The following is a 23,976-nucleotide window of genomic DNA, read 5'->3' as shown; positions in this document are numbered from 1 at the left end:
CAGTAGACTTGTGGAAGGATCGAAGGATCGATGAGCACCTCGCAAGCCCCACCGCTCGACCAGCTGATCGACACGGCCAGGTACCCCCTGTCGGAGATCGGGAGCGCCGACGCCGAGGCCGTGGTCTCCCGCGCCCGGCGAGAACTGTCGGCCCTCGGCTGCACCGTCCTGCGGGACTTCATCCGCCCGTCGCTGCGGGAGACCCTGAGCGAGGAATGCGCGGCCATCGCCCCCAGGGCCCATTTCGACGTGGAGACGGTCAACGTCTACAACATCGCGGTGGACTCGGCGCTGCCCGCGGACCACCCCGGCCGCAGAACCTTCCAGCGGGGCAACGCGTTCGTCGCGCGCGACCGTATCCCCACCGACTCCCTGGTCAGCAGGCTCTACGGCGACCAGGTCTTCCAGCGCTTCATCGCCCGCTGCTTCGGGCTTCCGCGACTGCGCGAGCTGGCCGACCCGCTCTCCGGGCTGGTGCTCAACGTCGTGGAGCCGGGCATGGAACACCCCTGGCACTTCGACACCAATGAGTTCACCGTGAGCATGCTGACTCAACAGCCGCAGGCCGGGGGTGTCTTCGAGTACTGCCCCCACATCAGGTCCGCGCACGACGAACACTTCGGCGACGTCCGGGACGTACTGGACGGCCGTGGCGAGCGATTGACGAGACGACTGCCCCTGCGACCCGGTGACCTGCAACTGTTCAAGGGCCGCTACGCGCTGCACCGGGTGAGCCCCGTACGGGGCCAAGTCGCCCGGCACTCCGCGATATTCGCCTACAGCGAGCGCCCCGGCGTCATCGGGAGCGTGGCACGCACCAGACAACTTTTCGGCCGGGTGCTGCCCGAACACCTGGCCGCGGAGGGCCGGGCGGTCCGCGGCGACCGTCTGCTGGATTAGCGGGCGGCGACAACGCGCAGTCTTCGTAGGCGGTCCGGGCTTTTTCCATGCCGCGATCCACGTCCGCGTTCCAAGCCTTGCGATCGCGTCCTGCGGTCACGTCCTGCGATTCACGTTCTGCGATCCACGGAGGAGCAACCCCTGTGCGTTTCGACACGACCGGAAAAGTATCGCTCGACCACATCTACACCCAGCCCGACCCGCGCGCCTACTTCAGCGTGCTGCGCCCGCTCGGCTACTGCGTTCCACAACAGGCCAAGCCCTACTTCGCCAAGCTCATAAAGGAGTACCGGGAGTCCAGGCGCGTTGCGGTACCGAAGGTGCTCGACATCGGCTGCTCGTACGGCATCAACGCGGCTCTGCTGAAGTACGACACGACCATGGACGAGCTCTACACGCGCTACTGCGGCGACGAGGACGGCCCGGGCACCGGGCCTGATCCGCGGACCCGCGGCGCCGTGCTGGCCGGTGACCGGGAGCTGGCCCGCTCCCGCAGGCCCGCGCACGGCATCCGCTTCGTCGGCCTGGACACCTCCGGCAGCGCGCTGACCTACGCGCGCGAGGCCGGATTCCTGGACGACGCGGTCCACGCCGACCTGGAGGGCCACGAGCCGACGCCGCGGCAGCGCGCCCAGCTCGCCGGCACGGACCTGATCATCTCCACGGGCTGCCTCGGCTACGTCACCGAGCGCACCCTCGCCCGTGTCGTCCGGGCACAGGGCGAACGGCGGCCCTGGATGGCCCACTTCGTCCTGCGGATGTTCCCCTTCGACGCCGTCGAACGCGAGCTGACCGGACTCGGATACCGCACCACCCGCGTCGACGGGGTCTTCAAACAGCGCCGGTTCGCCTCCGCGCAGGAGCAGGCGCTCGTACTGGACAAGATGTCGGCCGCCGGGGTGGACGCACGGGGCCTGGAGGCGGAGGGCTGGCTCTACGCACAGCTCTACCTCTCCCGGCCGTACGGAACCTCAGAACCCCATGACCTGAATCGAGAGCAGAATTGAACACCAGCCAAAAGGCGCCGGCCACGGAGATCTCCTCCGGGACCTTTTCCCAGGAGAGCGGCCTGCCGCGCGTGCCGCTGCCCACCCTCGAAGAGAGCTGCGAGAGGTTCCTCGCCTGGTCCGCGCCGCTGCTGACCTCGGACGAGCGGGCGGAGACCGAGGCGGAGGTGGCCGCCTTCCTCCGGCCCGAAGGCCCCGGCCGGACCCTGCACGCGGCGCTGGAGGAGTACGACGCGACCCCGGGCGTGCACAGCTGGCTCGACACCTTCTGGCCGTACCGCTACCTGGGCCGCCGGGACCGGATCGCGCTCAACGCCAACTTCTTCTTCCTGTTCCAGGACACCGGCCGGCCCCAGGTGGAGCGGGCCGCCGGGCTCATCGCGGGGGCCGTCAACTACAAGCGGCAGCTCGACGACGAACTCATCGCACCGGTGGCGCAACGCGGGCGCCCCCAGTCGATGGTGCAGAACAAATACCTGTTCTCCGCCACCCGGATCCCCGGCGCCGAGCTGGACACCGTACGCGCTCCGTACACCGAGCAGTGGCCCGGCCCGTCCACGGCCCGGCACATCGTGGTGTTCTTCCGGGGCGCCATGTTCCGTCTCGACGTGTTCGGCGCGGACGGCGTCCCGCACAGCCTGGAGGACCTGCAGGCGGGCCTGCACGCCGTCATGAAGGCCGGTGACGAACCGTCCGCCCCCGACACGTCGGTGGGCCACCTGACCACCATGGCCCGCGCGGACTGGGCGGCGACCCGGGACTCCCTGCGCACCCGCGACCCGCGCAACGCGCGGACGCTGGACGACATCGAGACCGCCCTGTTCTGCGTCTGCCTGGAGGACTTCGCCCCCGCGGACACCCAGGACACCTGCGACCAGCTGCTGTACGGCGACCGCGGCAATCGCTGGTTCGACAAGGCCGTGTCCCTGGTCGTTTTCGCCGACGGCCGCGCGGGCATCAACGTCGAACACTGCGAGCTGGACGGCACCACCATCCTCAGCTTCGTCGACGCCCTCCTCATCACGTCCCCCGGGGAGCACGCCGAGCAGTCCGCGGCCCGCACCCAGGGCCCGCCGGCACCACACCCGCTCACCTTCGACCTGGACTCCGCACTCCGCGCGCGGATCCGTTCCTCGGCGGAGGAGTTCGCGGCGTACGGCGAGGCCACCGCGACCAGGACCGTCTCCTTCGAGGACTTCGGCGCGAACACCATCAAGGCACTGGGCGTCTCACCGGACGCCTTCGTCCAGCTCGCCTACCAGCTGGCCCATCAGCGCACCAAGGGCCACCTGGGCGCCACGTACGAATCGATCGCCACCCGCCAGTACCGCAACGGCCGGACCGAGGCGATGCGGGTCGTCACCCCGGAGGCGCAGCACTTCGTCACGGCCATGGAGGACCCGGCGACGGGCCCGGACACCCGCCGCACCGCGTTCAGGGCAGCCGCCGAGCGGCATGTGGCACGCGCGAAGGAGTGCCAGATCGGCCAGGCCCCGGAGCAGCATCTGTGGGAACTGGAACTGATCCAGCGCCGCCGCGGCACGGAACTGGGGGTCACGGAGCAGCCCGCCCTCTACCGCACCCCGGGCTGGCTGAAGATGCGGGACGACTACCTGAGCACCAGCTCGGCCCCGTCCGCCAACATCCAGTACTTCGGCTTCGGCGCGACCAGCACCAAGTGCATCGGCATCGCGTACGTCCTGCTGCCGGACCGCTTCAACCTGTACCTGAGCACCCCGCAGCCGATGGCGCCCCAGATGCTCACCTTCGCCGACCGCCTCAGGGAGGCCGTGGCGGAGCTGAGGGAGCTGCTGGCGCCGTAGCCCCGCGGTGAGTGAACGACCGAGGGCCGTCACCCCTGCGAAACGCGGGGTGACGGCCCTCGGCCGACTGCGCTGACGACAATCTCTAGATGTCGAAGTACAGCTCGAACTCGTGCGGGTGCGGACGCAGCTGGATCGGGGCGATCTCGTGCGTGCGCTTGAAGTCGATCCACGTCTCGATCAGGTCGGGGGTGAAGACACCGCCGGCCAGCAGGTACTCGTGGTCCGCCTCAAGGGCGTCGAGGACGGCCGGGAGCGAGGTCGGGACCTGCTGGACGCCCGCGTGCTCCTCGGGGGCCAGCTCGTAGAGGTCCTTGTCGATCGGCTCCGGCGGCTCGATCTTGTTCTTCACGCCGTCCAGGCCGGCCATCAGCAGCGCCGAGAACGCCAGGTACGGGTTCGAGGACGGGTCAGGCGCGCGGAACTCGACGCGCTTGGCCTTCGGGTTCGAGCCCGTGATCGGGATGCGCATCGCGGCCGAGCGGTTGCGCTGCGAGTAGACCATGTTGACCGGGGCCTCGAAGCCGGGGACCAGGCGGTGGTACGAGTTCACCGTCGGGTTGGTGAAGGCGAGCAGCGACGGGGCGTGCTTCAGGATGCCGCCGATGTAGTAGCGCGCCATGTCCGAGAGGCCCGCGTAGCCCTGCTCGTCGTAGAAGAGCGGGATGCCGTTCTGCCACAGGGACTGGTGGACGTGCATGCCCGAGCCGTTGTCGCCGAAGATCGGCTTCGGCATGAAGGTCGCGGTCTTGCCGTTGCGCCAGGCGACGTTCTTCACGACGTACTTGAAGAGCATCAGGTCGTCGGCCGCGGCGAGCAGCGTGTTGAACTTGTAGTTGATCTCGGCCTGGCCGGCGGTGCCCACCTCGTGGTGCTGGCGCTCGACCTGGAGGCCGTTCCTGTCGAGCTCCAGGGAGATCTCGGCACGGAGGTCGGCGAAGTGGTCGACCGGCGGGGTCGGGAAGTACCCGCCCTTGTAGCGGACCTTGTAGCCACGGTTGTTGTCCACCGCACCGGTGTTCCAGGCGCCTGCCTCGGAGTCGATGTGGTAGAAGGACTCGTTCGCCGAGGTCTGGAAGCGCACGCTGTCGAACACGTAGAACTCGGCCTCGGGGCCGAAGTACGCGGTGTCCGCGAAGCCGGTGGAGGCGAGGTACGCCTCGGCCTTCTTGGCGATGTTGCGCGGGTCGCGGCTGTACTGCTCACCCGTGATCGGGTCGTGGATGAAGAAGTTGATGTTGATCGTCTTGTCCTTGCGGAACGCGTCGACGCGCGCCGTGGACAGGTCGGCCCGGAGGGCCATGTCGGACTCGTGGATGGCCTGGAAGCCGCGGATCGAAGATCCGTCGAAGGCCAGCTCCTCGTCCGGGTCGAAGGCCTGAGCAGGAATCGTGAAGTGCTGCATCACGCCCGGCAGGTCGCAGAAGCGGACATCGACAAACTTGACGTCCTCGTCCGCGATGTACTTCTTACAGTCGGCGGCGTTCTGGAACATCCAACTCCTCCTACTCCCACCCGGGGCGGGGTGGGGTTGCAGCTCTTCGTGCAGCCAGTGCGGTGGCACACGCTGGACCCGACCATAGGTAGCCAGGATTTCTCCAGCATGACCCATTTGTTTCGCCCAAGTTAACCGGACCGGGTGCGGAAGGCCCCGACCGGCAGGCCGCGAAACCGCGCGCAGTACCGTGGACGGGTGGACAACAGGCAAGTAATCGGATCGTGGCTCTCGGGGCCGCGCGCGGCGGCCGAGGAAATGGGCGTCGACTTCGGATACCGGGGCAAACGACTCGGTCTGCCGGAAAACGGGCCGGGATCGATCGCCCCGCTCGGGCGGCGCTTCGGCGCCCTTTTCGTCGACTGGGCGCTGTGCCTGATCATCGCGTACGGGCTCTTCGCCCGGGGCGACCAGCAGGCGGCGGGCAACTGGGCGCTGGGCATCTTCCTCGTCCTGCACATCCTGACGGTGGGCACGGTCGGCTCCACACCGGGCAAGCGCCTCTTCGGCCTGCGGGTCGTGCGCGAGGACGGCGGCCGGCTCGGCATCCTCCTGGTGGTCGTGCGGAGCGTGCTGCTCTGCCTGGTCATCCCGCCCCTGGTCTGGGACCGCGACGGCCGAGGCCTGCACGACCGCCTCGCCCGCGCGGTGCAGGTGCGGATCTGAGAGGGCGCGCTGGAGAGAGCGCGGTAAAAGGCGGCCCGGACCTCATGGTCCGGGCCGCCGATGTCTGGATGGATGGAGTTACTGCCGCGGTCCCCGCATGCCACGCCCGGGCATCGGACCCTTCGGCAGGGGCATGTTCGACATCAGGTCGCCCATCGCCCGCAGCCGGTCGCTCGCCGCCGTCACCTGGGGTCCGCTGAGTACGCGCGGGAGCTTGAGCATCGTGGTGCGCAGCTTCTTCAGCGGCACCTGGCCCTCGCCGTTGCCCACCATGATGTCGTGGACCGGTACGTCCACGACGATGCGCGCCATCTTCTTCTTCTCGGCCGCCAGCAGGGTCTTGAGCCGGTTCGGGTTGCCCTCGGCCACCAGCACGATGCCGGCCTTGCCGATGGCCCGGTGCACGACGTCCTGGTTGCGGTTCATCGCGATCGCCGGAGTCGTCGTCCAGCCACGGCCCACGTTCTCCAGCACAGCGGCCGCAGCGCCCGGCTGGCCCTCCATCTGCCCGAAGGCAGCCCGCTCGGCGCGGCGTCCGAAGACGATCGCCATCGCGAGGAATGCCAGCAGGAAACCGAGGATGCCCAGATAGACCGGGTGATCGATCAAGAAGCCAATGGCGAGGAACACACCGAAGGTGACGATTCCCACACCCGCGACGACAAGACCGACCTTCGAGTCGGCTCGCCGGGTCATCTTGTAGGTCAGGGCGATCTGCTTGAGTCGCCCGGGGTTCGCAGTGTCCGCGTTGTCTGCGCTTTCCTTCCTCGCCATGCCGGGAAGTTTACGTTGCCTACGAAGTGCGGCTAGCCACGGCCTCGAGTACGTGCTGGGCCTCGCCCCTGTCCTTGGCCCGGCGACGGTCTTCGAGCACGGAAGTCCAGGCGTTCCTGCGTGCGGTGCGCTGCGGGCTGCCCATCAGGAGCGACTCGACGGCGCGGAGAGCGTCGGTGACGGACGGGATGGCGGTGGCGCGTACGGGCGTCGCGGCCTGCATGGTGGGTGTCCCTCTCGGAGCGGGTGACTTAAGGAACGGACGCGTGCGGGAGTGCAGCTGTGCGTAAACCTAGGGTCACTGACTGGTGTTACCAGCGCATGACCGGCCGGTCAAACACGCATGAAGCCCTGATGTGCCGGGCGCATACGTGGACGCGGCCCGTACCCGCCCCCCACCTGCGGGGACGGTACGAGCCGCGTCATCTCGGCCGTTACTGGCCAGTAACCACTTGTGCTCGGATTCACACAGCCGGAGTCGCGGCCACTTCGCCGCGTCGCTCCATCGCCTGCTTGAACAGCCTGCCCGCGCGGTACGAGGAACGGACCAGTGGGCCGGACATCACACCCGAGTAGCCGATGTCCTCGGCCTCCTTCTGGAGCTCCACGAACTCGTGCGGCTTCACCCAGCGCTCGACGGGGTGATGCCGCGGGGTGGGGCGCAGGTACTGGGTGATCGTGATGAGCTCGCAGCCCGCGTTGTGCAGGTCCTGCAGCGCCTGGGTGACCTCGGAGCGCTCCTCGCCCATGCCCAGGATGAGGTTGGACTTGGTGATCAGGCCGGCCTCGCGGGCCTTGGTGATCACTTCGAGGGAGCGCTCGTAACGGAAGGCGGGACGAATCCGCTTGAAGATGCGCGGCACGGTCTCGACGTTGTGCCCGAGGACCTCGGGACGGGACGAGAAGACCTCGGCCAGCTGCTCGGGCACCGCGTTGAAGTCGGGAATCAGGAGCTCGACCTTGGTCTGGCCCTCGGCCCGGTCCGCGGTCATCGCGTGGATCTTGCGCACGGTCTCCGCGTACAGCCAGGAACCGCCGTCCTCCAGGTCGTCGCGTGCGACGCCGGTGATGGTGGCGTAGTTCAGGTCCATCGTGACGACGGACTCGCCCACGCGGCGCGGCTCGTCCAGATCGAGGGCGTCGGGCTTGCCCGTGTCGATCTGGCAGAAGTCACAGCGTCGGGTGCACTGGTCGCCACCGATGAGGAAGGTCGCCTCGCGGTCCTCCCAGCATTCGTAAATGTTCGGACAGCCGGCCTCCTGGCACACGGTGTGCAGACCTTCGCTCTTCACGAGGGCTTGCATCTTCGTGTACTCGGGACCCATCTTCGCCCGGGTCTTGATCCATTCGGGCTTGCGCTCGATGGGGGTCTGGGCGTTCCGGACTTCCAGGCGCAGCATCTTGCGTCCGTCGGGTGCGACAGCGGACACGTCGGGCTCCCTACGACTTCGATTCTTCGGCGAACACCAGGGTACGCCCGATATTTGTATGGCTTTACGACTGGCCAACCCACGGCCGGAGAGGCGCATTCCCTGGTTCTAGGCGGATGCCTTTTCTCCGGCCTTCGGGGCTTCCGGGGCCCGCGCGGCCTCCGCGACCCGTTCCACGACGCGGGGTGCGAGCTCGGCCTGCTCCAGGACGTCGCGGAGGTGCTTCTCGACAACCGGCAGGACGTCGGCGATGGTGACGGGGGTGCCCATCTCGCTCGCCAGTGAGGCGACCCCCGCGTCGCGGATGCCGCACGGCACGATCCTGTCGAACCAGGTGTTGTCGGGGTTCACATTCAGCGCGAAGCCGTGCATCGTCACGCCCTTGGCGACGCGGATGCCGATGGCGGCGAGCTTGCGGTCCTCGCGGCGCTGGCCCGCGTTGGACGGGGCGTACTCGGGCCCGTTCATCCGCGGGTCGAACTCGTCGTCCTGCAGGCGCGGGTCGAGGTCGAGGGAGAGGCCGCCGAAGGACGGGCGCTCCTCCACCGGGTCGCCGAGCACCCAGACCCCGCTGCGGCCCTCGACCCGGGAGGTCCGTACACCGAACTCCGCACAGGTGCGGATCAGGACGTCCTCCAGGCGGCGCACATGCGCCACGACGTCCACCGGGCGCGGCAGCTTCATGATCGGGTAGCCGACGAGCTGGCCCGGGCCGTGCCAGGTGATCTTGCCACCGCGGTCCACGTCCACCACGGGCGTGCCGTCCAGTGGGCGCTCGCTGTCCGCGGTGCGCCGGCCCGCCGTATAGACGGGCGGGTGCTCAAGGAGCAGGCAGGTGTCCGGGACCTCGTCCGCGAACCGCGCCGCATGCACCTCACGCTGCTTCTGCCAGGCCTCCTGGTATTCGACGGCTTCCTCGCCGAACCCAAGTCGGACAAACCGCAGCTCACTCACGGCAACGCCTCCCTAGAACCTTCACCGTGCACGTTTGCGCGCCCTCCGCCACTGTACGACCGCGCGGAGGGGGACCCCCCGGCAGGTCGTTTTCGTCAGCGTCTGCAGAAATCCTCACACGATCGGATGAATGCGGGGCGAAGGTGGCAGTACGGGCGCCCAGGGCCGCTAAATTCGCGCCGTTCCATGAGGGCTGCTCCAGGAGCCCAGAAGGCAGGAGACCGCACAGCTGATGACGGAACGACCTCCGCAGCGCACCCCCAACCGCCAGCTCGCCACGCTCGTCGCAGAAGCGGGATTCTCCAACGCAGGCCTTGCCCGACGGGTGGATCAGCTCGGCCTGGAGCACGGCCTGGATCTTCGGTACGACAAGACGTCGGTGACCCGCTGGCTGCGCGGTCAGCAGCCGCGCGGCACCACGCCCGCCCTGATCGCCGAGGTGTTCACCCGGCGGCTCGGCAGACGGCTGACCGCCCAGGACCTGGGGCTCGACGCGTGTGCGCCCGTGTACGCGGGGCTGGAGTTCGCCGCCACCCCCGACGAGGCGATCGACATCGTCAGCGGGCTCTGGCGCAAGGACTCCGGCAGCCACGCGGAGTTGAGAAAGATCGCGTTCACCCCGGCCGGTCTGGTGGTCCCGAGCCGGGACTGGCTGATCGGCAGGCCCGACGACCGGGTGGGGCGCGGAGAGCCGTCGAACGGCGTGCGGGTGCCCGTGCAGGGCCGCCCCGCGGTGCCCCGGCAGCGGCAGACCGACCGCGGCCCCGGGCAGCGCGTCACCTCGGGCGACATCGCCGCGCTGCGCTCGGTCGGCGAGCTCTTTCGCACGCTGGACCAGGCCTACGGCGGGGGGCACGCGCGGCAGGCCCTGGTGCGCTATCTGGAGCACGAGGCGGAGCCGATGCTGCGCGGTACGTACGGGGAGGCGACGGGGCGGCGGCTGTTCGCCGCCGCCGCCGATCTGACCCGGCTCGCGGGCTGGACGTCGTACGACATCGCGGCGCACGGCCTCGCCCAGCGGTACTTCGTGCAGGCGCTGCGGCTGGCGCAGGCGGCCGGCGACCGGTCCTACGGGTCGTACGTGCTGGTCACCATGAGCAGACAGGCGGTCTATCTGGGGCACGGCCGGGAGGCGGTGCAGCTGGCCCGGGTCGCCCAGCAGGGGGTCGGCAGCTCGGCGCCGGCCGTGGTGCAGGCGATGCTGCACGCCGTCGAGGCGCGCGGGCACGGTGTGCTGGGCGAGGTGCGGGCGTGCACGGCGTCGCTGGTGCGGGCCGAGCGGGCGATGGAGACGGCGCGGCCCGGCGACGAGGTGCCGCACTGGGCGCGCTTCTTCGACGAGGCGCAGCTGGCGGACGAGTTCGGGCACTGCCACCGGGATCTCCAGCAGTACCGGGCGGCGGCGCAGCACGCCGAGCGGTCCCTGCAGCTGCGGGCGCCCGGGTACGCGCGCAGTCGGCTCTTCTGCCGGGTGGTGCTGGCCTCGGCGCGGCTGGGGCTCGGGGAGCTGGACAAGGCGTGCGCGCTGGGCGCCGAGTCGGCGCAGCAGGCGGGCGAGATGCGGTCGGCGCGGGCGCTGGAGTACGTACGGGACTTCGAGAAGCGGCTGGAGCCGTACCGGGAGTCCGCGGCGGCACGCAACTACCGGGACCGGGTCGCGGCGCTGGGGTGACAGTGGGCGTGGCGGGGCCGTCCGCCGGGCGGTCCCGATGCGTTCGAGCCCGCCCGGCAGACGCGCTACGGGCCCGTACGCGTCCTACCTGGACCTCGGCCAGGGGGGGGCGGGTCGATGGGCGACTCCAGCTGGACGCGGACATGACGGCCCGTGGTGCCCGGCGGCAGTATGACCCGGCCGGTCCGGCCCGCATGTTGGCGACCCCGGACCGCGGTGACGCCCGGTGTCCTCCTGGCCTCCTCCTGGCCGTCGGCGGTGATCGGGGTGTCCGATGCGAGCACCGGCCACCCACGTCAGCCGCACCCAACGATCAGTTGTGGTCCGCCCAGTTGGTCCGGCCGGGGCGGAGCATGTTGGGCGCGGCCACCGACCCGGCGCCCTCAGGCGGCGTCGCGCAGCTGCTCCGTCGCGTATCCCGGCCGGATGCCGAAGTCGTGCAGGATCGCGTGCGCGGCCCGGCGGCCCGAGTAGAGCGCGCCCTGCACCGTGCTCGTGTCGCGGTGGTCGCCGCACACGTACAGGCCCGACAGGAGCCGTACGGGGCGGCGCAGGTCGTGCGGGGCCGGCATGGCGGGAACCGCCTCACGGTCGTGGTGGACGGCGAGGAGCTGCCAGTCGTCCGTCGGGGTGCCGTAGAGCCTGGCGAGGTGGGCCCGTACGACGCGGTCTGCGTCCGGCGGGGGAGCGGCGAGCACCGTCGACGAGATCAGCGCCCTGTCCCGTGGGGCGCGGGTGGGGTCGACCTCGCTGAGCACGGCGGTGTGCGAGACGGGCCCGCTCCGGTCGGCGTCGAGCAGCAACGCGGCGTCCTTCAGCGGGGACAGCGGCGCCGCGTGGTGCAGGACGGTCACCGGATGGAAGGGCGGCACCCGCAGTCCGGGCAGCAGCCCGGCGGCTGCGCGGGCGCCGGTGGCCAGCAGCAGGGAGCGGCAGGAGAGTTCGCCGTGCTCCTCGGTGGTCACCGAGGTGGTGGACGCGGAGGTGACGCGTATGCCGGTACGGACCGTGCCGGGCGGCAGGCCCGCGGCCAGCAGTTCGGGCAGCGCGGAGGCGCCGCCCGCGGGCACGCACAGCCTGCCGCGTGCGAAGCCGCGCAGCGCCAGGTCCGCACACCGGCTGGAGGTGGTCAGCCCGGGGTCGCACAGCAGCGCTGACAGCAGGGGGCGCAGGAAGCCGTTGACCGTACGGGACGACAGCCCTCGCCCGGACAGGGCTTCGAGGGCGGGCAGTTCGGGGCGGGCCGCCAGCCGGTGCGTCGGCGTGGCCGCGAACCGTGCGAGTGCCGCGCCGAGGCGCGCCTGATCGAGTGCGCCGCCGAACGGGGGCCGGGGGGCGCCCTTCATGGCGCGCGCGGCGGTGAGTGCGCCCCGTGCGCTCCCTGCCACTCCGGCCCGGTAGCGCCGGCCCTCGCTGTGCACCAGGACGCCGGGGGTGAACGGGCGCAGGACGAGCCCGTCAAGACCCGGTGTCCGCCGCAGTTCGGGATAGGCGGTGCTGAGGACCTGGCCGATGCGGTCCAGCCGGAATCCGTCGATCTCCTCGGTGGACATCCGGCCGCCCGTACAGGGGGCCGCCTCCAGGACGGTGACGGTCACACCCGCGCTGGTCAGCTGGTGCGCGGCGGAGAGACCGGCAACGCCGGCTCCCACGATGACGACGTCCGCATGGTGAGCGCTGCTGAGCACGTGCCCCTCCCCGAGGCCGACGTGACCGACGGGGTTCTTATGCCCCCGGTCGGCCACGGAATACCGGAATCCGGGTTGCAGCGTAGGAGCGGGCACCCGCGCGCACAGTCGCGCACCGACCGGGCACCGGAGCACGCCAGGAGCACGGGGCGAGCAGGAGGGGGGGCGGCAACCTGATCGCGATCGGAGCGCAATGGTCGTACTTCGACAGGGATCAGGAAGAAATCAGAAGGGGATCAGTAAGTACCGGGGAGGGATTCGAAAGGGATTCGATCGGAATCGGTCAGCGCAGAGCCGACCGCACCGCTTCCTCGATTCCCGGGAACGCGAAGGAGAAGCCCGACTCCATCAGCCGCCCGGGCACCACCCGCTGACTGCCCAGCACGTCCCCGGCGAATTCGCCCAGCGCGATCCGCAGCGCGGGCGCGGGCACGGTGAAGAGCGTCGGCCGCTTCAGCACCCGCCCCATCGCCTCGGTCACCTCGCGGTTGGTGACCGGCCGGGGCGCCGTGAGGTTCACCGGGCCCGAGAGCGACTCGGTGTCGATCATGTGGCGCAGTGCGGCCACATGGTCGTGCAGGGCGATGTGGCTCCAGTACTGGCGGCCCGATCCCATCCGGCCGCCGAGACCCGCCCTGAAAATGGGGAAGAGCTTCCCCCAGGCGCCGCCGTCCCGCGAGACCACCAGACCGGTGCGGGCGAACACGGTCCGTACGCCCGCCTCCTCGGCCGGCGCGGCGGCCTCCTCCCACTCCACACAGACGGACGGCAGGAAACCGTCGCCCGGGGGCGCCTCCTCGTCCACCGCGCGGTCCCCGGTGTCCCCGTAGAAACCGATGGCGGAACCGCTCACGAGCACCGAGGGCTTCACGTCGAGCGAGGCGACGGCCTCGGCGATGGCCGCCGTACCGAGCACCCGGCTGTCACGGATCTCCTTCTTGTACGCCTCGGTCCACCGGTGGTCGCCGACGCCCGCCCCGGCGAGATGGACCACCGCCCCGCACCCGGCGAGCCCGTCGGCGTCGACGTACTGCCGCTTCGGGTCCCACGTCACCTCGTCCTTCGTGCGCGAGGGGCGCCGCACCAGGCGCACCACCTCGTGCCCGTCGGCGAGCAGGGAGCGCACGAGCGCCGTTCCGATGAGACCGGTCGAGCCGGTAACCGCGATCCGCATAAGCCCATCCTGCCCCCCATCCGGGCCCGTTGGGGGCCCGTGGCACAGTGGCGGGCATGTCCGAGCCGAAGATTCCGAGTACTTCCCACGGGGCGAAGCCCCTCATACGGCCCGGGGAGCGGGCGGACGACAACGGCCTCTCCGAGCTCGACCGCGACACCTGGTCGACGCTGCACGCCGTACTGCCGAGGGCCGAGCCGCCGTATCTCCCCTTCTTCGACGCCAAGCACCCGCCGGAGCACTTCCTGGTGGCGGAGGTGGACGGCCGCATCGCGGGCTTCCTCCGGCTCCTTCCGCCCAGCCCCCTTGCCGCCAACGCGCACGTGAAGCTCATCCAGGGCCTTGCCGTGGCGCGGTGGGCCCGGGGACACGGCGTCGCGCGTGCGCTGCTCCGAGCGGCGATGGACGAGGCGCGGCGGCTGGGCGCGGTGCGCATCACGCTGCGGGTGCTCGGGCACAACGGGCCCGCCCGCGCGCTGTACGAGTCGGAGGGCTTCAAGGTCGAGGGTGTGCTGCCGGGCGAGTTCCTGCTGGAAGGGAAGTACGTCGACGACGTGCTCATGGGGCGGACCCTCGGTCCCTGAGCGATAGTGGGCGAGCCATGACCGATCATCGGACGCCGCCGCCCGCGGCAGCCCCCCGCGCCCTGGGCCCAGGGGCTGTGCCGGGCTCCGCAACGCCCCGGCGGGCCGCCGGGGATCCGACAGGGCGCGCCGCCCGATGAGCTCGACACGGGCCAGGGGCGCGGACGAGGCACCCAAGTGGCTGACCGGGGCGCCGCAGCCGCCTTGGTTCAAGCTGCTGCCCGTACTGATCCTGGTGCTGCTCTGCCTGGCCCAGCTGGTCACTCCCGAGAGCGTGCAGCTGGGCTTCTTCCTCGTCGCCCTGCCGCCGGTCGCCGCCCTCGCCTACGGCCCGGTGAGCGTCGGCGTACTGGGCGCCCTCACCCTGCTGGTGCTGTCCCTGCCCTACACCCGCCATATCTGGTACGTCGAGGGCGGCGACCTGCTCGCCGTGCTGCTGGTCGTCCTGCTCAGCGTGGTCATCGCGTGGGTGCGTACCCGGCGGGACGAGCAGCTGGTGACGGTCCGCACCGTCGCCGAGGCCGCCCAGCTCGCGGTGCTCCCGCCGCTGCCGGCCACGGTGGGGCGGGTGCGCTGCGCCGGGCTGTACCGGTCCGCGCAGCGCGGGGCGCTGGTGGGCGGGGACCTCTACGACGTACGCGACGGGCCGCACGGCGTACGGGCCGTGGTGGCCGATGTGCAGGGGCACGGAATGGCGGCGGTCTCCACGGTCGCCGCACTCCTCGGCGCCTTCCGGGAAGCGGTGCTGGACGAGGGCGACCTGGCGGGGATCGCGGCGCGGCTCGAACGGCGGCTCGTCGTCGACGCCGGGTCGGAGGAGCACGCGGAGCTCTTCGCGACCGTGGTCGCGCTGGAGTTCCCGGCCGACGAAGCCGTCGTACGGATCATCTGCTGTGGTCACCCGGCGCCGCTGCTGCTGCGGGGCGGGACCGCGCGTGAGTTGCCGGTCGACCCGTCGCCGCCGCTGGGCATGGGGTTGGCGGGAGTGGCGCCGCCCAAGGCGGTCTCGGTGCCGCTGGAGCCGGGCGACCGGATCCTGGTCCATACCGACGGCGTGACGGAGGCGCGGGACGCGGCGGGGGCCTTCTACCCGCTGGAGCGGCGGCTGGCCGCCCTGGCCGATTCGGTGCCCGCCGACGATCTGCTGGGCCTCACCGAGGCCGTACGCAAGGACTTGGTGCGCTTCGTGGGCCGCGCGGACGACGTGCACGACGACGTGGCCCTGCTGGCACTCGCGCCCGACGCCGCCCAGGAACGCGACCGTGCGCAGACAGCAGCCGCCCGCCGCCGATGAGGCGGGCGGCTGCGACAGATGGGGTGTTACGCGCCGAACCGTTCCCAGAGCCGGGGACAGCGGTCGGCCAGGACGTCGTTGTCCTCGAAGTCGATGGGCGAGCCCTCCGGTTCGGGCGCCTGCGCCGGGACGCCCAGGTCGGGCGCGACCGCGCCGGTGAGCTGCTCGTACGCCTCGTCCGCCGCGAACCCGAGTTCCTCGCCGTCCCCGTCGATCTCCTCGTCGAACTCGTCGAGGAGCTCGGCCAGGTTGTCCGGATCGTGCAGCGAGCCCTCGAAGACCTCCCGGCCCTGGCCGATCAGCCAGCAGCGGAAGTAGTCGAAGGCGTCATCGCTCGCGCCACCGAGGAGCACGGCCGCCGCGCCCCAAAGATCCCAGCGGTACGCGCGGTTGTAGCGCACCTCGAAATGTCTGGCGAAGTCGAGCACGGAATCGGGGTCGCGCTGGAGCAGGCGCTCGACAAGCAGGTCCGCATGATCCTCGGGGTCGCCCTCGGCGGCCACGCGGGTGCTGTCGATGATCTTCCAGAAGTCCGTCTCGTCCATCACGGGTCAAGCATCGGGGTTGAAACAGGCGGGCGCACGCGGAGCGCACCGTATACGGCTGTCTCGTTACTCACGTTCGAGTCCCTGTCCACGTGGTGCGGGGAGCCAACCGGGGGCGCATCCGGTGTGACCGTCCCATGATTCACTCGTTTGAAGGGCAGGCGAAGCACGATTACTCACCCTCTAAGGGGTTGCCCTCGCCATGCGAATCGCAGACTAGCCGGAGCCGTCGGAGCTCACCGGAGCCATCGGTGCGCCGGTGAGCGTGGAGCAGGCCGAAGCCGCACTCGTCGAGCACTGTCCGCGACTCGTCCGGCTCGCCTTTATCACCCTGCCGCCCGCTCTGGGCCGCCACCGGCGGGTGCTCGCCGCCCACGCCACCGTGCAGCGCGCCCTGCCCAGGGCCCGTACCGAACCGTCCACGGCGCCCAGGGTCCCGGCCCAGCGCGGGGCTCCGGTCACCAGCCCCGGATACGCCCTGCTCCGCGCCCGGGTGCTGCACGACGCGCTGGCCCACGCGCGGCGTCCCGGCTGGTGGCCCGGCCGCCTCCCGTCGCCCAGGGCGCTGCGCCACGTCCTGCCCGCAGTGTGGGGACTGCGGCTCTTCCCGGCGGCGGGGGGCGCCGACGAACTGGCGCTGGAGCAGGTGCTGTCCGGGGCGGACGCGGCGACCAGGGCCGCGCTCGCCCTGCGCCGGCTCGAAGGGCTCTCCGAGACGCAGACCCGCACCCTGCTCACCGAGGCGGGCGTGGCGGAGGCGGGCCTCAGCCTGCGCACCGCGGAACGGCTGGCCCGCACGGCCGGGGAGGAGACGGGCGGGGGCTCCCGGTCGCTGCTGCTCTCCGGCGAGTTCGACCCCTGCTTCGTGCACACCCGCCCCACGGATCTGCTGCGCAGGCGGCAGCGGGGCAGGGCGGCCGTCGTCGTCGCCGCGGTGGTCGCGCTGGCCGCCGTGACGCTGCCCGTGCTGGCCGGAGCCGGGGACGAGGCCGAGGACGCGCGCGCGCCCGTCGTGGCCGCCGGGCCCGTTGACCGCTCGGCGGCGGGGCGGGCGCTGGACCCCACCCGTCTGGTGCGCGCCCCGGGCGGGGCGCGCACGACACCTCCCGTGTCGACTTCACCTCCTGGCCGGCCCGCGGCGACCGCACCGACGACCTGGCCCTGCTCGGCCGGGCCCTCGCCGCGTGGGCAGGACCCACGCGTGAGGTGCGCGTCAGCGCCCACCCCCGACACCGCCACCGCCGCGCCCGCGCACCCACCCCGCCAGCTGTACGCGGGAAGGGTCGACGGCACCGCGGTGGTGCTGCTGCACGACGGTCAGCGCGTGGTCCGGTACGCCGAGCCGGAGTCCGGCTCCGGGGCCCCCGTGCTCGACTTCGCCCGTACCGACGACGCCGACGTCACCTCGGCCGCGGCGCTCGTGGTGACCCGCCGGGCCGGTGGCGCCCGCTATCTGACGGCGCCGTGGATCGCCGAGTGCGCCACCCGCGACCTCCTGGAGCCCGACACCCCGGCCCGCGACCTCGCGGTCGGCAAGGACGGCGTCACCGATGTCGTGCCGGGCCCCTCAGGCGGCGCCGGCCGCGACTCCTGGCCCGTGCTCCAGATGCAGTCGTCCGAACTCATCGTGGAGAAGCACGCCTTCCTGGTCACCGACCTCGGCGACCTCGCGCCCGTACACCTCACCTATACGCCGCCGCCGGGCAGCGGCGCCCCGGCCCGCCGGCCCAGGGAGGCGACCGGCGGCCCGGCTCTGCTGAGCTGGGCCCGCGGCGCCTGCCACCTCGACTCGCTGCGCGGCTCGGGCGTGCGCGCCGTCAACAACTGGGTGTACGCCCAGCAGACGCTCCCGGAGTCCGGCGGGCGCGCGTCCTGGATCTGTACCCGCGCCGACACCTGGCAGGGCCCGGGGAGGGTCCTGGTCCAGCTCCAGCTCCCCGGTACGTCGCGGACAACGCCCGGCGTGCGGGTGGCCGAGGCGAGGAACACCGCCTCGGCCACCCGCTTCGGCCGGCACGTCCTGGCGGGCGCCCACTGGAAGTCCAGGTCCGGCGACTGGTGCCTCCTCGCGGCAGGCAGCCGCCGCATCACCCGCATCGAGGCCACCGGCGCGGTGCGTGCCACCGCGGACGGACCGACGATGGCGGTACGGGCCCCCGAGGGAGCCGACGCGAAGCTGCGCGCCGCCCTGGCGGAGGGCGGGACGCTGGCCGCGCTGCGCTGACCGGGAACCCCCGCGTATACCCGACAGAAGGTGTCTGCTTTCGGTGGCAGTGTCGAGGCGCAAGCAGGGCAGCGGCACGTGGATCCACGCGATTCCTTCGATTCGCGCCGGTTCACGTGGAGGCGCGCGGAAGCACACGGAGGAGCAGACATGGGCGAGCAGAACACACCACTGGCGGGCCGGATCGCACTGGTCGCCGGGGCCACCCGGGGAGCGGGCCGGCAGATCGCCGTGCAGCTCGGGGCGGCGGGCGCGACGGTGTACGCGACCGGGCGCACCACCCGCGAGCGGATCAGCGAGGTCGGCCGGTCGTCGGAGACCATCGAGGAGACGGCCGAGCTCGTCGAGGCGGCGGGCGGCGTCGGCGTCGCGCTGCCCGCCGATCATCTGGACCGGGACCAGGTGGCCGAGGTCGTCGCGCGCATCGAACGCGACCACGGGCGTCTCGACATCCTCGTCAACAACCTCTGGGGCGATGAGCACCTGGTCGTGTTCGGCAAGAAGATGTGGGAGACCGACCTCGACCAGGGCCTGCGCATGCTGGAACTCGGCGTGAAGAGCCACATCATCACCAGCAGCATCGCCCTTCCGCTGCTGATCAGAAACCGCGGCGGGCTCGTCGTCGAGGTCACCGACGGCACGGCGGAGTCCAACCGCGACTTCCGCGAGAACTTCTACTACGACCTCGCCAAGAACGGCCCGATCCGGATGGCCTTCAACCTCGCCGAGGACCTCAGGGACCTCGGCGGCACGGCGGTCTCGGTCACCCCGGGGTTCCTGCGCTCCGAGCAGATGCTGGCCCACTTCGGCGTCACCGAGGAGAACTGGCGGGACGGGATCGCGAAGGACCCGCACTTCGCCATCGCCGAATCACCGGTGTTCGTCGGACGGGCGGTCGCGGCCGTCGCGGCCGACCCCGAGCGGGCCCGCTGGACCGGGCAGTCCCTCTCCAGCGGTCGGCTCGCCAAGGTGTACGGGTTCACGGACGCGGACGGCAGCAGGCCCGACGCCTGGAAGTACATCTCGGAGGTCGCGCTCGGCGGCAAGGACGCACCGGCGAGCGACTACCGCTGACCGGCCGGCTGTACGGCCGGGGCCGTTCCTCAGCCGTACAGCTCCCGCATCCTGGCCGCCGCCTCCGCGAACCGGGCCCGCAGCTCCGCGGGTTCGAGCACCTCGGCCTCCGGACCCAGGGCCAGCAGCTGGGAATGCGCCACGTCCGGCGACTCCACGGCGAGCCTGACCGTGGTTCGGCCCCGGTCGTCCGGCGGGCCCGCCGCCGCCAGGGCCTCGGCGGCGGCGGCCCGGTCCGTGACGTGGGGCAGGGAGCGCACGCCCTCCTCGGAGAGGCGGACGACGGCCTCCGCACGCAGGATCGACCTGCTGAACTGGGCGGCCCGCTCCGTCCAGAAGCCCGGCAGATCGAAGTCCTCGTCGCGTTCGAACCGGTGCTGCGAGACGGCCACCGCGGTGAATCTGTCCACCCGGTAGACCCGGAAGTCGCCCTCCGCGCGGGCACACAGATACCAGACGCCGGCCTTGAGAACGAGCCCGTGCGGCGCCAGCTCCCGCTCCACCACCCGGTCGGACCTTCCGTAGCGGGCGGACAGCAGCCGGTCGTCCCAGACCGCTTCGGCGACGGCGGGCAGTGCCTTGGGCACCCGGGTCTCCTGGTACCAGCCGGGCGCGTCCAGATGGAAGCGCTGCACCGCCGAGTCCGGGGCGCCCCGCAGAGACGGCAGGAGAGCTGCCGAAACCTTCAGCCTGGCGGCGGACGCGGCGTCCTCCAGGCCCATCTCGCGCAGCGCGCCCGGCAGCCCGGACAGGAAGAGCGCCTCGGCCTCACTGCGGCCGAGCCCGGTCAGCCGGGTCCGATAGCCGCCGATCAGCCGGTACCCGCCGGTCCGGCCCCGGTCCGCGTACACCGGGACTCCCGCCTCCGACAGCGCCTGCGCGTCCCGCGTGACGGTCCGCTCGGACACCTCCAGCTCGTGCGCCAGCTCGGCCCCGGTCATCGAGGGCCGGGACTGGAGGAGGAGCACCATCTTGATGAGCCGGGCAGCGCGCATGGAGGCATTGTGCCGCGCGCCCCCGCGCACGGACCGGAGCGCACTCGTGCCACAGCCCCCCGCCGCATGGCGACGGGGGGCTGTGGCACGAGCGCGGGGCCGACTACAGCCCGTACCGCTCCCGTGCTTCCTTGACCGTCTCCGGCTTGACCTCGCCGCGCCGGGCCAGCGCCGCCAGCGCCGCGACCACGACCGACCGGGCGTCCACACCGAAGTGCCGGCGCGCCGCCTCGCGGGTGTCGGACAGACCGAAGCCGTCCGTGCCGAGCGAGGTGTAGTCCTGCTCGACCCACTGGCTGATCTGGTCCGGGACCTGACGCATCCAGTCGCTGACCGCCAGCACCGGACCGGGGGCCCCGGCCAGCGCGCGGGTGATGTACGGCGTGCGCTGCTCGCCCTGCAGCAGCGCTTCGTCGCAGGCCAGCGCGTCGCGGCGCAGCTCACTCCAGGATGTGGCCGACCAGATGTCGGAGGCCACGCCCCAGTCGGCGGCCAGCAGCTGCTGGGCCTCCAGGGTCCAGTGGATCGCGGTGCCCGAGGCGAGCAGCTGGATCCGCGGCGAGTCCGCGGCCGGCGCCTCGCCCTGGTTGAAGCGGTAGAGCCCCTTGAGGATGCCCTCCTCGACGCCCTCGGGCATCGCGGGCTGGCGCTTGGGCTCGTTGTAGACCGTCAGGTAGTAGAAGACGTTCTCGTTCTTCTCCGGGTCCGGGCCGTACATGCGGCGCAGCCCGTCCTTGACGATGATGCCGATCTCGTAGGCGAACGCCGGGTCGTAGTTGAGCGACGCCGGGTTGGTCGCGGCGATCAGATGCGAGTGACCGTCCGCGTGCTGCAGGCCCTCGCCGGTGAGCGTGGTGCGGCCCGCTGTCGCGCCGACGATGAAGCCGCGGCCGAGCTGGTCGGCCAGCTGCCACATCTGGTCGGCCGTGCGCTGCCAGCCGAACATCGAGTAGAAGATGTAGAACGGGATCATCGGCTCGCCGTGCGTCGCGTACGACGTCGACGCGGCGATGAAGTCGGCCATGGAACCGGCCTCGGTGATGCCCTCGTTGAGGACCTGGCCGTCCTTGGCTTCCTTGTAGTACATGAGCTGGTCGCGGTCGACCGGGTCGTACGTCTGGCCGAGCGGCGAGTAGATGCCGGCCGACGGGAAGAGCGACTCCATGCCGAAGGTGCGGGCCTCGTCGGGGACGATCGGAACCCAGCGCCTGCCGGTCTCCTTCTCCCGCATCAGGTCCTTCATCAGCCGCACGAAGGCCATGGTCGTGGCCATCTCCTGCGTCCCCGAGCCCTTCAGTACCGCCTTGAACGCCTTCTCGGAGGGCTCGGGCAGCGCCACCGGGTGCACCTTGCGCGCGGGGGCCGGGCCGCCGAGCGCCGCGCGGCGCTCGTGCAGATAGCGGACCTCGGGGGAGTCGGCGCCCGGGTGGCCGTACGGCACCAGGTCCTCGTCCAGCTTGGAGTCCGGGATGGGGAGGTCGAGCAGGTCCCGCATGGTGCGGAACTCCTTGCCCGAGAGCTTCTTCATCTGGTGGTTGGCGTTGCGCGACTCGAAGCCGGCGCCGAGCGTGTAGCCCTTCACCGTCTGCGCGAGAATCACGGTCGGCGCGCCCTTGAACTCGACGGCGGCGCGGTAGGCGGCGTACACCTTGCGGGGCTCGTGGCCACCGCGCGAGGTGTGGAAACACTCGGCGATCTTCGCGTCGGTGAGTACGCCGGCCAGTTGCACCAGCGCCGGGTCGGCGCCGAAGAAGTGCTCACGGATGTACGCGACATCACGCGTGGCATACGTCTGGAACTGCGCGTCGGGCACCTCGCGCAGGCGGCGCACCAGCGCGCCCGTGGTGTCGAGCTGGAGCAGCTCGTCCCAGGCGGAGCCCCACAGGGACTTGACGACGTTCCAGCCGGCGGCGCGGAACTGTGCCTCCAGCTCCTGCACGATCTTGAAGTTCGCGCGGACCGGACCGTCGAGGCGCTGCAGATTGCAGTTGATGACGAAGGTCAGGTTGTCGAGCTGCTCGCGACCGGCCAGCGCGAGGGCGGCGGTCGACTCGGGCTCGTCCATCTCGCCGTCGCCCAGGAACGCCCAGACGTGCGAGTTGGCGGTGTCCTTGATGCCGCGGCCGGCCAGGTAGCGGTTGAACCGCGCCTGGTAGATCGCCGAGAGCGGGCCCAGGCCCATGGAGACGGTGGGAAATTCCCACAGCCAGGGCAGCCGGCGCGGGTGCGGGTAGGAGGGGAGTCCCTGGCCGCCCGCCTCCTGCCGGAAGTTGTCGAGCTGCTGCTCGCTGAGCCGGCCGTCCAGGAAGGCACGGGCGTAGATGCCGGGGGAGGCGTGGCCCTGGATGTAGAGCTGGTCGCCCGAGCCGTCCGCCTCCTTGCCCCGGAAGAAGTGCTGGAAGCCGGTCTCGTACAGCCAGGCCGCCGAGGCGAAAGTGGCTATGTGGCCGCCTACGCCGAAGCGCGAGCCGCGGGTCACCATGGCGGCCGCGTTCCAGCGGTTCCACGCGGTGATGCGCTGTTCCATCGCCTCGTCACCGGGGAACCGGGGCTCCGCGCCGGTGGGGATGGTGTTGACGTAATCGGTCTCCAGCAGCTTGGGCAGCGCGATTCCCGCGCCCTCGGCGTGCTGGAGGGAGCGACGCATCAGATACGCGGCACGGTGCGGACCCGCCGCCCTGGTGACGGCATCGAGGGAGTCCGCCCATTCGGCGGTCTCCTCGGGGTCGCGGTCCGGGAGCTGGTCGAGCTCGCTCGGAAGCTTGCGTACGGGGTCGGTCATGACGCCGCCTTCCGTGAAGGAGGGGGGTGGAGAAAGGGGGCCCTGGCTGGCAGGACAGGGCTGCGGACTGGTGAGTCCGTCGTCGACTGTAGAGCGCTGATCGATGATCGATCAAAGGGTTGAAGCGAAAAACTTCTCCGCATCCCAAAACTGGCATTCCGTGCCACGAAAAAGGGCACGCTGTGCCTTCGCGAATCGGGTGAAATCAGGCACGCGGAGCACACCCGAGCACGTGCTCCTTCACCAGAGCGCCGATCTGCGGATCCCGTCGGCGGAAGGCCTCGACCAGGTCCTCGTGCTCCTCGGCGTACGACTTCTGCACCGTCCCGAGCCAGCGGATGGCCAGAGCCGTGAAGACCTCGATGCCCAGGCCCTCCCAGGTGTGCAGGAGGACGCCGTTGTGGGCCGCCCGCACCAGCTCCCGGTGGAAGGCGACCGTGTGCCGCACCTGGGCCGTCCCGTCGGCCGTCCGGTCCGCCGCGTACAGCGCGGCCACATGGGGCTCCAGCGCCGAGCAGTCCTCGGCCAGCCGCTCCGCCGCCAGCTCCGCGGCGATCTGCTCAAGACCCGCCCGGACCGGATAGCTCTCCTCCAGGTCCGCCGCGGACAGGTTCCGCACCCGTACGCCCTTGTTGGGGGCCGATTCGATCAGCCGCAACGTCTCCAGCTCCCGCAGCGCCTCGCGCACGGGCGTCTGGCTGACCTCCAGCTCGACCGCGATCCGCCGCTCGACGATCCGCTCACCCGGCTTCCAGCGTCCGCTGACGATGCCCTCCACGATGTGCTCGCGGATCTGCTCGCGCAGCGAGTGGACGACGGGCGGGGTCATGAAGGCTCCTTGGCGCGGGTGGGGGCGTGGCGGTTCTGGACGGGCGGAGGTTCTAGACAATACGAC

The 23,976-nt window shown here is 71.2% G+C and carries 20 protein-coding genes; 9 read left to right on the top strand and 11 right to left on the bottom strand.

What is annotated here, in order from left to right:
* The first annotated feature begins 30 nt into the window (after nucleotides 1-30).
* The 3 genes from ACLLJJ_RS08745 (at nucleotide 31) to ACLLJJ_RS08735 (ending at nucleotide 3,730) form a co-directional block, all read left to right on the top strand.
* Nucleotides 31-900 carry a HalD/BesD family halogenase gene (locus ACLLJJ_RS08745; protein WP_434588707.1) on the top strand — a complete coding sequence of 290 codons (870 nt, stop codon included), beginning with the start codon at nucleotides 31-33 and terminating at the stop codon, nucleotides 898-900.
* 143 nt (nucleotides 901-1,043) lie between these two features.
* Entirely contained in the window at nucleotides 1,044-1,907 is an 864-nt protein-coding gene (locus ACLLJJ_RS08740; RefSeq protein WP_434588706.1) for a class I SAM-dependent methyltransferase, read from the top strand.
* On the top strand, nucleotides 1,904-3,730 hold the full coding sequence (locus tag ACLLJJ_RS08735) for a choline/carnitine O-acyltransferase (RefSeq protein WP_434588705.1): 1,827 nt from the start codon (nucleotides 1,904-1,906) through the stop codon (nucleotides 3,728-3,730). The genes ACLLJJ_RS08740 and ACLLJJ_RS08735 overlap by 4 nt, the downstream gene beginning before the upstream one ends.
* A gap of 85 nt (nucleotides 3,731-3,815) precedes the next feature.
* On the opposite strand, the gene glnA is transcribed toward ACLLJJ_RS08735, so the two are convergent.
* Nucleotides 3,816-5,225, bottom strand: coding sequence for a type I glutamate--ammonia ligase (glnA, locus tag ACLLJJ_RS08730; RefSeq protein WP_283516309.1), 1,410 nt, complete (start codon nucleotides 5,223-5,225; stop codon nucleotides 3,816-3,818).
* Between the two features lie 198 nt (nucleotides 5,226-5,423).
* On the opposite strand from glnA, the gene ACLLJJ_RS08725 reads away from it, so the two are divergent.
* On the top strand, nucleotides 5,424-5,891 hold the full coding sequence (locus ACLLJJ_RS08725) for an RDD family protein (RefSeq protein WP_434588704.1): 468 nt from the start codon (nucleotides 5,424-5,426) through the stop codon (nucleotides 5,889-5,891).
* A 78-nt stretch (nucleotides 5,892-5,969) separates the two neighbouring features.
* Here the strand turns inward: ACLLJJ_RS08725 and ACLLJJ_RS08720 are convergent, their stop codons facing one another.
* The 4 genes from ACLLJJ_RS08720 to lipB form a co-directional block, all read right to left on the bottom strand.
* Nucleotides 5,970-6,665, bottom strand: a complete 696-nt coding sequence (locus ACLLJJ_RS08720; RefSeq protein WP_283516307.1) for a DUF4191 domain-containing protein — start codon at nucleotides 6,663-6,665, stop codon at nucleotides 5,970-5,972.
* A gap of 19 nt (nucleotides 6,666-6,684) precedes the next feature.
* Nucleotides 6,685-6,888 (bottom strand): SCO2195 family GlnR-regulated protein, encoded by a 204-nt coding sequence (locus tag ACLLJJ_RS08715; protein ID WP_434588703.1) that lies wholly within the window; start codon nucleotides 6,886-6,888, stop codon nucleotides 6,685-6,687.
* Nucleotides 6,889-7,129: 241 nt separating this feature from the next.
* The gene (locus ACLLJJ_RS08710; protein ID WP_434588702.1) at nucleotides 7,130-8,095 is read right to left on the bottom strand and encodes a lipoyl synthase; all 966 of its coding nucleotides are present in this window, start codon (nucleotides 8,093-8,095) and stop codon (nucleotides 7,130-7,132) included.
* Nucleotides 8,096-8,203: 108 nt separating this feature from the next.
* Nucleotides 8,204-9,049 (bottom strand): lipoyl(octanoyl) transferase LipB, encoded by an 846-nt coding sequence (lipB, locus tag ACLLJJ_RS08705; protein WP_434588701.1) that lies wholly within the window; start codon nucleotides 9,047-9,049, stop codon nucleotides 8,204-8,206.
* 232 nt (nucleotides 9,050-9,281) lie between these two features.
* On the opposite strand from lipB, the gene ACLLJJ_RS08700 reads away from it, so the two are divergent.
* Complete coding sequence (locus tag ACLLJJ_RS08700) at nucleotides 9,282-10,721, top strand: regulator (protein ID WP_434588700.1); 1,440 nt, start codon at nucleotides 9,282-9,284, stop codon at nucleotides 10,719-10,721.
* Between the two features lie 383 nt (nucleotides 10,722-11,104).
* Here ACLLJJ_RS08700 and ACLLJJ_RS08695 read toward each other — a convergent pair whose 3' ends face one another.
* A complete protein-coding gene (locus tag ACLLJJ_RS08695) occupies nucleotides 11,105-12,409 on the bottom strand; it encodes an NAD(P)/FAD-dependent oxidoreductase (RefSeq protein WP_434588699.1) in 1,305 nt (434 codons plus the stop codon).
* 283 nt (nucleotides 12,410-12,692) lie between these two features.
* Nucleotides 12,693-13,583: a TIGR01777 family oxidoreductase gene (locus tag ACLLJJ_RS08690; protein WP_434588698.1), complete on the bottom strand. Its 891-nt coding sequence runs from the start codon at nucleotides 13,581-13,583 to the stop codon at nucleotides 12,693-12,695.
* A gap of 56 nt (nucleotides 13,584-13,639) precedes the next feature.
* Between ACLLJJ_RS08690 and ACLLJJ_RS08685 the strand changes: the two genes are divergently transcribed.
* Entirely contained in the window at nucleotides 13,640-14,167 is a 528-nt protein-coding gene (locus ACLLJJ_RS08685) for a GNAT family N-acetyltransferase (protein ID WP_434588697.1), read from the top strand.
* 136 nt (nucleotides 14,168-14,303) lie between these two features.
* Nucleotides 14,304-15,461 carry a PP2C family protein-serine/threonine phosphatase gene (locus ACLLJJ_RS08680; protein WP_434588696.1) on the top strand — a complete coding sequence of 386 codons (1,158 nt, stop codon included), beginning with the start codon at nucleotides 14,304-14,306 and terminating at the stop codon, nucleotides 15,459-15,461.
* A 26-nt stretch (nucleotides 15,462-15,487) separates the two neighbouring features.
* On the opposite strand, the gene ACLLJJ_RS08675 is transcribed toward ACLLJJ_RS08680, so the two are convergent.
* Nucleotides 15,488-16,006, bottom strand: coding sequence for a DUF4240 domain-containing protein (locus ACLLJJ_RS08675; protein ID WP_434600344.1), 519 nt, complete (start codon nucleotides 16,004-16,006; stop codon nucleotides 15,488-15,490).
* Between the two features lie 259 nt (nucleotides 16,007-16,265).
* On the opposite strand from ACLLJJ_RS08675, the gene ACLLJJ_RS08670 reads away from it, so the two are divergent.
* Both ACLLJJ_RS08670 and ACLLJJ_RS08665 read left to right on the top strand, forming a co-directional pair.
* Nucleotides 16,266-18,230, top strand: a complete 1,965-nt coding sequence (locus ACLLJJ_RS08670) for a hypothetical protein (protein WP_434588695.1) — start codon at nucleotides 16,266-16,268, stop codon at nucleotides 18,228-18,230.
* A gap of 150 nt (nucleotides 18,231-18,380) precedes the next feature.
* Nucleotides 18,381-19,304, top strand: coding sequence for an SDR family oxidoreductase (locus tag ACLLJJ_RS08665; protein WP_434588694.1), 924 nt, complete (start codon nucleotides 18,381-18,383; stop codon nucleotides 19,302-19,304).
* A 29-nt stretch (nucleotides 19,305-19,333) separates the two neighbouring features.
* On the opposite strand, the gene ACLLJJ_RS08660 is transcribed toward ACLLJJ_RS08665, so the two are convergent.
* The 3 genes from ACLLJJ_RS08660 to ACLLJJ_RS08650 form a co-directional block, all read right to left on the bottom strand.
* Nucleotides 19,334-20,299, bottom strand: coding sequence for a helix-turn-helix transcriptional regulator (locus ACLLJJ_RS08660; protein ID WP_434588693.1), 966 nt, complete (start codon nucleotides 20,297-20,299; stop codon nucleotides 19,334-19,336).
* 103 nt (nucleotides 20,300-20,402) lie between these two features.
* Entirely contained in the window at nucleotides 20,403-23,081 is a 2,679-nt protein-coding gene (aceE, locus tag ACLLJJ_RS08655; protein ID WP_434588692.1) for a pyruvate dehydrogenase (acetyl-transferring), homodimeric type, read from the bottom strand.
* Between the two features lie 205 nt (nucleotides 23,082-23,286).
* On the bottom strand, nucleotides 23,287-23,910 hold the full coding sequence (locus ACLLJJ_RS08650; protein WP_434588691.1) for a GntR family transcriptional regulator: 624 nt from the start codon (nucleotides 23,908-23,910) through the stop codon (nucleotides 23,287-23,289).
* Nucleotides 23,911-23,976: the final 66 nt, after the last annotated feature.

The sequence above is a fragment of the Streptomyces sp. A5-4 genome (genome assembly GCF_051131715.1).
Taxonomy (GTDB): domain Bacteria; phylum Actinomycetota; class Actinomycetes; order Streptomycetales; family Streptomycetaceae; genus Streptomyces.
This window is presented reverse-complemented; position numbering and strand designations above follow the sequence as displayed.